The 9,584-nt window shown below is 56.6% G+C and carries 7 protein-coding genes and 1 pseudogene; 4 read left to right on the top strand and 4 right to left on the bottom strand.

Features of this window, described 5'->3' with window-relative positions; all coding sequences use genetic code 11:
- Both ISO4_RS16315 and ISO4_RS16320 read left to right on the top strand, forming a co-directional pair.
- Positions 1-211: pseudogene (locus ISO4_RS16315) on the top strand (aromatic hydrocarbon degradation protein); the annotation flags it as partial.
- 15 nt (positions 212-226) lie between these two features.
- Positions 227-3,955 (top strand): Ig-like domain-containing protein, encoded by a 3,729-nt coding sequence (locus tag ISO4_RS16320; RefSeq protein ID WP_194856911.1) that lies wholly within the window; start codon positions 227-229, stop codon positions 3,953-3,955.
- A gap of 259 nt (positions 3,956-4,214) precedes the next feature.
- Here the strand turns inward: ISO4_RS16320 and ISO4_RS16325 are convergent, their stop codons facing one another.
- From ISO4_RS16325 to ISO4_RS16340, 4 genes are all read right to left on the bottom strand, one after another.
- Entirely contained in the window at positions 4,215-4,949 is a 735-nt protein-coding gene (locus tag ISO4_RS16325; protein WP_194856912.1) for a hypothetical protein, read from the bottom strand.
- Positions 4,950-5,072: 123 nt separating this feature from the next.
- On the bottom strand, positions 5,073-5,807 hold the full coding sequence (locus tag ISO4_RS16330) for a hypothetical protein (protein ID WP_194856913.1): 735 nt from the start codon (positions 5,805-5,807) through the stop codon (positions 5,073-5,075).
- 304 nt (positions 5,808-6,111) lie between these two features.
- Positions 6,112-6,861, bottom strand: a complete 750-nt coding sequence (locus ISO4_RS16335) for a DsbC family protein (protein ID WP_194856914.1) — start codon at positions 6,859-6,861, stop codon at positions 6,112-6,114.
- Between the two features lie 27 nt (positions 6,862-6,888).
- Positions 6,889-7,599 (bottom strand): FKBP-type peptidyl-prolyl cis-trans isomerase, encoded by a 711-nt coding sequence (locus ISO4_RS16340; RefSeq protein WP_194856915.1) that lies wholly within the window; start codon positions 7,597-7,599, stop codon positions 6,889-6,891.
- Between the two features lie 163 nt (positions 7,600-7,762).
- Here ISO4_RS16340 and ISO4_RS16345 point away from each other — a divergent pair, with 163 nt between their 5' ends.
- Both ISO4_RS16345 and ISO4_RS16350 read left to right on the top strand, forming a co-directional pair.
- Complete coding sequence (locus tag ISO4_RS16345) at positions 7,763-8,566, top strand: type II secretion system protein N (protein WP_194856916.1); 804 nt, start codon at positions 7,763-7,765, stop codon at positions 8,564-8,566.
- An 805-nt stretch (positions 8,567-9,371) separates the two neighbouring features.
- Positions 9,372-9,584: type II toxin-antitoxin system RelE/ParE family toxin (locus ISO4_RS16350; RefSeq protein ID WP_228548213.1), on the top strand; the 213-nt coding region annotated here is incomplete at its 3' end.

Consider the following 9,584-nt stretch of genomic DNA (forward strand, 5'->3'; position numbering starts at 1 on the left):
CACCGTGATCGGCCTGGGCATGAGCGCCACCTTCGACCACGTTTACGGCCTCAAGCATCCGCTGCGTCTCGACTTCGGCTATCAGTACCACCTGATGGAAGAGCGTGAGTTCCAGATCGTATCCAGCCAGCCGACCGCACTGAACAACGACGTGGTGGAAACCAAAGGCGACGTCAACGTATTCGCCGGCTCCATCAGCATGCAGTTTTAAGAGGGAGGGACAATAATGAAGACAACAATCCTGAAGCAGTCATTGCTACTGCTTTCCTCCGCCACGCTGCTGGCCGCCTGTGGCGGCGACGGCGGCGACTCACCGGTGGACGACTTCGGTAGCAACCCGGGCGAATCCGGCGCGCAGGCCCTGCTCTACGCCTACCCGGACAACGGCCAGGGCGAAGTGCCCACCAAGGCCCCCATCGCGCTGCGTTTCACCAGTAACGTCGCGCCGGGCAACGTCAAGCAAAGCGTCACGCTGTGCTGCGACGACGCCGGCGAGAACCTGGACTTCGAGGTGGAAAGAGTCGGCGGCGAGCCGCGCGGCGTGCTGCTGACCCCCACGGACGGCCTGGCCCCCGGGACCCAGTACACCGTCGAGATCAACGATCTGCGGCTTGGCAAGGGTACCGCCAAGGACCAGACCCTCACCTTCACCACGCGCACGCTGCAGGAAGGCCCCAAGAGCGAAGTGGTCCAGGAGGTACCCGAAGGCGAGGACGAATTCCAGCTCAGCCGGACCATTCCGAACGGCTCGGAGCTAGAACCAGTGATGGACTTCTCCGCCTTCCGCTTCCAGTTCACCCAGCCCATCGACCGTGCCACCGCAAGCTACGGCGACGGCAACAGCGTGGTGCTGCGTGACAGCGAAGGCGCGGTGGTGGAAGCCGGCCTGCTGGTGGACGGCGCCTACATGACCGTCGACCCCACGGACGACTACCTGACCCCGGGCGAAACCTACACCCTCACCCTCGGCGGCCTGGAGAGCACCTACGGCGAGACCTTCGCCGGCGAGACCCTCGAGTTCACCCCGAAGGACTCCTCACCGCGCGGCGAGCCCGGCTTCCTGGTGCAGCGTATCACCCAGGACGGCACCTCCCGCCTCACCGGCAAGGGCATCAACCAGGTACCGGTGAACGGCACCCTGCTGGGCGAAGACGCCAACGTCACCCAGGCGCAATCCGATTTCGTGATCGCCGAACTGGCGGACGTCACCCAATACACGGACGTCACCCCGATCCGCTTGCCTAAAGGCACCCTGCTCGAAGGCACCCCCATCGAGACCGTGCTGATCGGCGGCAACGTGGACGCCGGCTTCGGCTCCGGCGACGTCACTATGCGTATCCTGTCCGACGCCACCGGTTATCTGGTGCCCAACCCCTACACCGAAAACCACCCGGACAAGCTGCGCATCGTGCACCTGTTCATGGACGTGGGCATCGCCACCGCGAACCCGCAGGCCAACGGCGGCTTCACCCAGAACCTGCTGCACATTCACCTGGTGGGCGTGGCCGAAGTGGACCCCAACGGCGGTGTGCTGAACATCGACGCCACCAGCATGGTGGAGCCGGATGTTCTGGGGCAGGAATATGGCTATGGCCTACTAAGCTTCCAGCTGCAGTCCTACAAGGACCAAACCGACGCGCTGCTGGCCGACGCACGGGCCGCCCTGAAAGACACCACCCCGCCGACGCTGCAAAGCCGGATGCCGGGGCAAAAATCACCGGAGATGCCCACGGACGAAAGCGGCGATGCGTTGTCCTGGTTCCAGCAGCCCGGCGCACCGATCATTCTGAACTTCGATGAACCGCTGGACCCGGCAAGCCTGAACCAACCCGGTGCGCTGGCTGTTACCCAAGACGGCACCACCCTGGATATCAGCTACAAAGTAGACGGCGCTGCCGTGGTGATTCAGCCGGAAGGCGGTTTGGAATACTTACCCGCCGACGGCAACCCGGAATATACGATCCAGTTGGGCAGCCAGATCACCGATCTGGCGGGCAACAACTTCGTACCGGAAACCTTGACCTTCAAACTGCCGGGTGACGTTACGACGCGGAGCATCCCTGACAATGACGGCAACTATTCGGAGGAAGACGTTCAGGTGAATTCACCGATGCTTCTAAGCGCCTATCCGGGTTATCCCTGTGTCACCGATCCAGCCACACGGGATCTCGCCAATGGCCTGGTCGGTCGCTGCGCGGACGGCCCCGGAGACTGGCCCAACGAAGACTATCCGCTGATTGACTATCATCCCGACGATATCCTGCCGCTAATGTCGCTGCCGGCAAATCGGCCGATTGTGTTGCAGTTCACCAAGGCAATCGATCCGGCCAGTGTCGAGCTAGGCGGCAGCTTCGATATTTTTCGTGTTGATGCTTCCGGGCAGCCGTTTGACGGAGAAACAATTCAAGGTTCTCTGATCGTTGAAGGCCAGAACATTACCTTCACGCCGGAAGAACCCTGGGGTGACGGTAATTATTACAAATACACCTTGGGTTCCAACAACGACACATCCGAAGCGCAGGGCCTCGGGCGTGGCTGGAAAGGTAAATTTATCGGCAGTGAAGATGCGGCCTGTGACGGCACGGGGTCCATCTGCGGTGAAGACGGCCACCCGCTCCGCACCCAGCCGCTTGGCGTAACCACGCGCGTCCCGATTAACCCGAATGACGGCGGTGGCGCCATGAAGGTGGCAGCTGATTATCAGATATCCAACGATTATTTCGTTCCCTATGGCGGCGGGCCAGATATGGCCATCTTCTTCAAAGGAACGACGACCACCAGCAACGATGTATTGCAGACGCTACGAACCAGTCCTGATATCGACAGCAATGGGAACCTGACTCACGATGTGGAGAACATGATCGGTAAAGTCCCCGCGGTGTCGCGCGCTGACGCCCCTTTCTATAACACGGACCCCGCAACCCGTGGTACGCCTCTCCCCGATGGCACTTTTCCTACCGTCGATTATGCCTTCCGTGAAGCGTTACCGAGTGTGCCTGACCCCGACGCTGACCCGGATTACGATCCCGAAGGCGTTCAGGGCCTGCCAAACAGCGCGAAAATCCTTTCCATGAATACCCGAGGGACCCAGGCGCCGGACGTTCCCTGGTATGCGGATGGAGCAAACTTTGCGGCTAATCCCTTTACCGCTTGGGGGTTGAGCGGCCAGGCAAGCGTTGATGGTGGCAATGTGGGCTGTGGCTACAATGAAACCTATGACCCTGTTACTGGCGACGCAGGGTACTATGAAAACGTGTTCTTGAATGATCCAATGACCGTGATTGGTCATATGGCCGCTAACCAGTATCCGGAAAGTGAGCCGGCCGTTTGCCCCGAGAAGAAATTCACCTACCTTAAAATGGGGTTAAACGCAAGCGTGGGTCGGTATGATGAGGAAAAGGAAGCGATCAAGGTAGAGATATACCCTTCACAAGCCGTATCCACCTCGTTCGTAACGTATGCGCGCAACGCAATTGGCGGTGCAGCAACATTGGCCGTGCCCTCAGGGGAACAAATCATGAGAATGCGGTATGCGAAAGACGACCCGGCCTGTAACGACACGCCTTCTACTCGCTGCCCTCGAACTCAGCCGATCACCGGTTGGATTAAAAAGGGAGATAATGGACCGGTACTTACCGCGGACGTCGATCTATACATTGACGCCCCGTTCCTCGGTCCGATGCTAGGCAATATTACATTCAACATGAGTCATACCCTGCGAAGCTATGAAGCCACGATGTCGCTGACCGGACCCGTTTCATTCCTGGATGACGGTAGAATGATAGTCCAGCAACGCAATGAAAACCCTATCGATATCGATCTGAAGATATTGTTCAATCGCGAAGATGATTCTGCAGCTGCAAACGGGATCGCGATCGGCAGAATTCCCTATCGTATTCCGGCGGACGGCGTCTTCCTGCAGATGGTCTCCGAGCCCATCAAGTCAATGGAGTAAAGCTCGGCAATGAGTTTGGGCTGCCTGTTTGGCGGCCCGCTTTAAAGATGAAGCCAACTCTATAATAGGTTTACACCTATTTCAGTTGAAAACGCCCGATGCACCGCATTGGGCGTTTTTTATGGGTGCGCCAGGCATGGCGCGAAGCGCCATAGAGTGGCGCAGCCAATAAAAGCCCCGGCAAAAACCGGGGCCCAGTAGGAAAGCTTCCAGTACAGGCCAGTGAGGAAAACCGGCGCTGAAAGCCGTGCTGCTTTCTTTAGTAGATGTTCAGCTCGTCGGCGTTATCAAGGTAAAGGACACCGTCGATATAGCAGTCGCCGTTCCCACTGCAGTCGGTGAACGTCACATTTGTGAAGTTGAAGTTGGCCGTGGGTGCAGCACCTTGGTTATTAGCCGTAAAGACCACGTCATGCAAGTGCTCCGCGTCAATGAGCGTTCCCAAGAAGTTGCTAATAGTGACCTCGCCAAAATATCCGACATAGTTGGAAGCGCTCGGATCATAGGGCACGAAGTTGTCGCAGTCGTCCGTGAACGGGCATTGGCCGGGGTGGCTATGATTCGACGGATCCGCTAAGTACCACGGGAAGCCACTGAGGTCTTGATAGTTACACCAGAAACTACCTGAGAAGTTGCCATCGGTTACTCTCACGCCAAGGCGCCAGTTCCCGTCAGAGTCCTCGCACTTCTTGACTTGGCCATTCAGAACGACATCGCAGCTAGGATTTATGCCAGGGCATCCCAGCTCCACACTGCTGCCTGAGAAATCGAAATCACCACCGCCCTCGGCGGCTGGCCGGCCATGCCATACACCGGCGTGGCCACCTGTGCCATTAAAGTGATAGGTATTGCCGCTTATCACCGTTTCGATACAGGGTGCGGGGCCGGCATGAGGCTGGGGACAAGCCCCAGAGTTCCAGCTTGCCGCCGTGACGCTGGAAAGCGTCCAGATGGCTACGCCGAGAAGCGCTGAAAGCAGAATTTTCGTTTTCATAATTATTTTCTCCTTACTTATCCAGAAAACACCTAATAAAAAGCCCCGGCATAAGCCGGGGCCGAGTAGGAGAGCTTCCAGTACAGACTAATCAAGATAGCCGGCGCCGAAAGCAATGCTGTTTTAGTAGATGTTCAGCTCATCGGCGTTATCGAGATAAAGGATGCCGTCGATAGTGCAGTCGCCGTCGCCGTTGCAGTCGGTGAACACTTTGTTGCTGAAATCGAAGTTGGCGGTAGGTGTAGCACCTTGGTTATTAGCGGTGAAGATCACGTCATGCACGTGCTCTGCGTCAACAGCCGTACCCAGGAAGCTGCTAACAGTGACTTCGCCAAAATGTCCGACATAGTTGGAAGCGCTCGGATCGTAGGGCAGGAAGTTATCGCACTCGTCGGTGAACGGGCATTGACCGGTCGCATGGTCATGACTCGCCGGATCTGCTGAGTACCACGGAAAGCCGCTGAGCGTAAGGGCGTTACACAGGAAACTACCTGAGGCGTCACCACCGGTTACTTTCACGCCAAGGCGCCAGTTCCCGTCAGAGTCTTCGCACTTCTGCACCTGGCCGTTCAAAACCAGATCGCAGCTGGGATTTATGCCAGGACAGCCCAGATCCACACCGCTGCCAGAGAAATCGAAATCACCACCGCCCTCGGCGGCAGGCCGGCCATGCCATACACCAGCGTGACCACCGCTGCCATTAAAGTGATAGGTGTTGCCGTTGATCACCGTTTCGATACAGGGCGCGGGACCACCAGGCGTAGGGCACGCACCCGTGTTCCAGCTGGCCGCTGCCATGCTTGAAAGCGACCAAGCGGCCACGCCGAAGATTGCTGTAAGTAGAAGTTTTGTTTTCATGATTAAGTCTCCGTAATTGTTTGTCTTCCGTATGCTGCAGAATGTGCAGCCACTTCAAGCTAGCAAGGTTTCGGCGAGGGTTCCGCTTTTTAAAAAGGTTTAATTTGAGTGTTTTCGGTAAGGCTTTCTTATTCAGTAACTTAGCGAACTTCTTGTGGTACGCCTTAACGCCGCACGGCTATTGAAAATAGGTAGATGCGGAATTTCCGCTCACAATGGGACAGGGAATTAGCGTAATTCAGAAATATTAATTAGGTAAGAAGTTGGCCTGCATGCCAGCGCGATCATGCAGGCCGGAGGGCTTTTAGTTTTTGATGCCGTCCGTGTTGGCGATAGCGGCGACCAAATCATCGGGCGTCATATAGCCGCCCAGGTTCCTGCCGTCCTGGCTGAATACGGACGGCGTACCGCTGACGCCCAGGGTTTGCGCCATGTCGTATTGGTCGGCGACCGGTGCCCGGCAAGGCATGACCTCTTGCGTGAACGGTTTGCCGGCGTAGGCATCGGTAATGGCGGTTTGCGGGTCTTGAGCGCACCAAATCCTGGCCATGGTGTCGGCGACCGACGTATTAACGCCCGAGCGCGGCAACGCCAGATAGTGCACGGTTACGCCCCGTTCATTCATTTCGTCCATATGGGCGTGGAACTTCTTGCAATAGGCACAGGTGGTGTCCATGAACACGAAGATTTCATGCTTTTCCTGGCCACTGGCGGCAAAAGTGATGGCCGTGCCAGGGTCCAGATCTTGAAGCGCTCGCACCCGGGCTTCTCTTTCGCTTTCTTGGGTGAGATCAACCAGCGAATTATCCTTAAAGACCAGCAGACGGCCTGAAAAGACATGATCGCCGTTCGGTGAGGCGTAGAGGAAGCCGCCGTTGCTTAGTTTTATCTCTTTAACGCCGTCTACCGGGCTGTCCGTGACGCCCTCCACGCTCAGGTTCGGGTTGGTGATCGCCAACGCCTCGACCACCCGCTCGCGGAGATCCGCCGTAGCCAGGCTGGGGAGTGCCAGCGTAATAAGCAGAACATTCAGAATGTAATGATATGGTTTCATGGGTATACCCCCTTCCAATGGTGGTTATCAGCTTCTATCGATCACTTCGACTAGTTCCAGTTCGTAGATCAGGGTGGATTGCGGCGGCACCTTGTCCCGCAGGCCCTTTTCGCCGTAGGCCAACTCCGGTGGTATGAAGAGTCGCCACTTTTCGCCTTCTTTCATCTGCATCAAGGCCTTCTGCCAGCCTCGTAGCGCCACGCCCATATTCACGCGCACGGCTTCGCCCTGGGCCAGGTTGCTCTCCACGAAGGTACCGTCCAGCAGAGTGCCGGCGTAATGCACACGAACCGCGTCTTTGGGACCGGGGGTGGCTCCACTGCTGGATTCCTTGAGCACTTCGTACTGCAAGCCGCTCGGTAACGTCTTCACATCCTGGCGCTGCTTGTTTTTCTCCATAAAGGCGTCACCCTGAGCCCCGTTGCGGGCAATCACCTGCTGTTTCTCTTCCTCCAACCGTTGGGTGATTTCTTCCTTGTAGGCTTCAGATGCTGCCCTCGCCTCTTCGTCTTCAAGAAGCAAATCGTTGCCCTTCAACTGGTCATGCAGTGCCTGCAGGAACAGATCCTTATCGAGGTGGTTCCTAGAAAGGTTATTCCCGAGCTGCTCGCCCAGCATCATGCCGGCGGCGTAGGAGGCTTTTTGCTGGTTGGTTTCAAGGTTGGTGGCGTGCGCGGGGGTGTGGCTGCATCCGGCGAGAAACACCAATGACAGCGCCCCCAAGGTTAGGCTTCTCATAGTTTCCTCCTGGTTTTTGTTCGATATCGTTTCGATATCAGTTTTAAACTTCCGTGATATTTTTTGACGTTTATTTTCTCTGTCTTCCTCTGTAAAGATGGATATATATTATTTAAGTTCCGTTTTAAACACGTTGTGTATCACACATTTTCCTTGGATCTTTATGAGCGGTCAGAAGACGATTTATAAATGCCTGTTTCTGCTGGCTTTATTTTTTTTATGCGTTATTTTCTTTTTTTTGAGAGAGAGTAATGGCACGGATGATGCGGATAATAAGAAGGCGGAAACACACACCGTATCCCCACAACCCGACGTGGCGCGCGCGCCGGCACCGCACACGGAAGCGCCTGCCGCACTCTTGCAGCGGGAGACTGTGGATACCGATTCACTGGCGTTACTGGCCGTTTTCCAGGCCCATAGCCCGCTTGCCGCCGCCGTCATCCATACCGAGGGCCATGGCGCCCACCGGTACAACGTGGGCGAGACGCTGCCGGAAGGCGGCCTACTGGCGGCCATCCGGCCGACCGAGGTGATCATCGAAGACCAGGGCAGGCAGATCACTCTTCGCCTGGCGTTAAGAGGTGGGGGGCGCGCCGAGATCGCGGACGCCGATAAGGACGAGGCGTCGGCGGAAGATGACGATGGCCCCAAGGTGCCACAGCGCGTCCTGGACTTTCTCGAAAAGTTCGATTTGACGCCGGTCAGCGAGAGTTCGCCACAAGGCTACCGGGTTGGCGAAGATTTCCCCGAGAGCGGCACCCAGGAGGTCGGGGTCAAGCCGGGGGACACCATTGTCACCATCAACGGCTATCCCGTCGGCGAGTACCACAGCGACTATCTGGTATGGCTTTCTTTCAAGGACACCCAGAAAGCCAGCGTTCAGGTCCGAAGTGAGGATGGCAAACAATTCTCGTTTCATTACCCCGATGACATCAAAGGCGTCAGCGGCTACGTGCCGGACAGTTAAAGAGGAGAATACGGGGTCAGGTCTTGTATTTTGCACTGCTCGCAACTTTGCTTGTCAGACACGCAAAAGTCGGGTTTTTTAGTCTTCTGACACTGTTTTCCCGCTTTTTTGCCCTGCTTTGCCAGCTTATTGACTTGAAGACCACGCAACGACGGTGTTCCGTGTTTGGTAAAGTGGCTGTCAGGCCCGGAACAGGCCGGCTTACGCCGGGCTTACCTGGAATGGCTGCGCCGCCGGCTCCCCAAATGGTTTCCCGGCGAAACCTTCCCCGAGATGCACGATCTGCAGGAGGCGTACGAGATGATCACCAACCGGTTCGAAGACCGGAAGGAGCGCCCCCGAACGACTAACCCAGCACCCCGTACTTCCGGTACACCTCTCTCACGAAGCGCACCAACCCGGTGAGCTTGCAGCGCTTGAGGAGAAGACTAGGCCAAGTCTTGCCTTTTGCGCTGTTCGCAACTTTGCTTGTCGGACACGCAAACGTCCGCTTTTTCAGCTTTCCGACACTGTTTTTTGCTCCTTTTGACCCTGCTTTGCCGGCTTTTTACCACTAGCCTCTGCTCACACTCCGCCTTCGCCTACAAGAACCGTCCGCATCGTAGGACAGACAATCCGGCTCGTCCCGGCCACGCTGGACGACACATATTGACTGAAGGCCCGCGGACGAGACCCGCCGTGCCGACCGTCAGGACACATACACCTTTCCTTCTTGTATTTTTTAAACTACAATGAGCATCAAATGTATTCAGTCCCCGGTCTTTCGCTTTTGGCTTTCCACTCTTAAGGATGGCAAAGCAAGGGCTTGATTGTCGCGCGCATAGACCGGCTAAAAGAGGGCCTAGCCGGCGACACCAAGCAACTTGGTCATGGTATCAGCGAGTTGAGGATCCATTATGGACCGGGCTATCGGATTTATTTCCATCGTCACGGAGATACTTTGATACTTCTTCTGTGTGGCGGGCGAAAAGCGACTCAGAAACGTGACATTCGACGTGCCCGGTCACAACTGAAAGCA

Origin of the sequence: Alloalcanivorax venustensis ISO4 (assembly GCF_015356855.1) — a bacterium.
Classification (GTDB): domain Bacteria; phylum Pseudomonadota; class Gammaproteobacteria; order Pseudomonadales; family Alcanivoracaceae; genus Alloalcanivorax; species Alloalcanivorax venustensis.

What these genes read in the sequence shown, in the direction of transcription:
- ISO4_RS16320 (WP_194856911.1), top strand. Translation starts at nt 227, where the DNA reads ATGAAGACAACAATCCTGAAGCAGTCATTGCTACTGCTTTCCTCCGCC.
- ISO4_RS16325 (WP_194856912.1), bottom strand. Translation starts at nt 4,949, where the DNA reads ATGAAAACGAAAATTCTGCTTTCAGCGCTTCTCGGCGTAGCCATCTGG.
- ISO4_RS16330 (WP_194856913.1), bottom strand. Translation starts at nt 5,807, where the DNA reads ATGAAAACAAAACTTCTACTTACAGCAATCTTCGGCGTGGCCGCTTGG.
- ISO4_RS16335 (WP_194856914.1), bottom strand. Translation starts at nt 6,861, where the DNA reads ATGAAACCATATCATTACATTCTGAATGTTCTGCTTATTACGCTGGCA.
- ISO4_RS16340 (WP_194856915.1), bottom strand. Translation starts at nt 7,599, where the DNA reads ATGAGAAGCCTAACCTTGGGGGCGCTGTCATTGGTGTTTCTCGCCGGA.
- ISO4_RS16345 (WP_194856916.1), top strand. Translation starts at nt 7,763, where the DNA reads ATGAGCGGTCAGAAGACGATTTATAAATGCCTGTTTCTGCTGGCTTTA.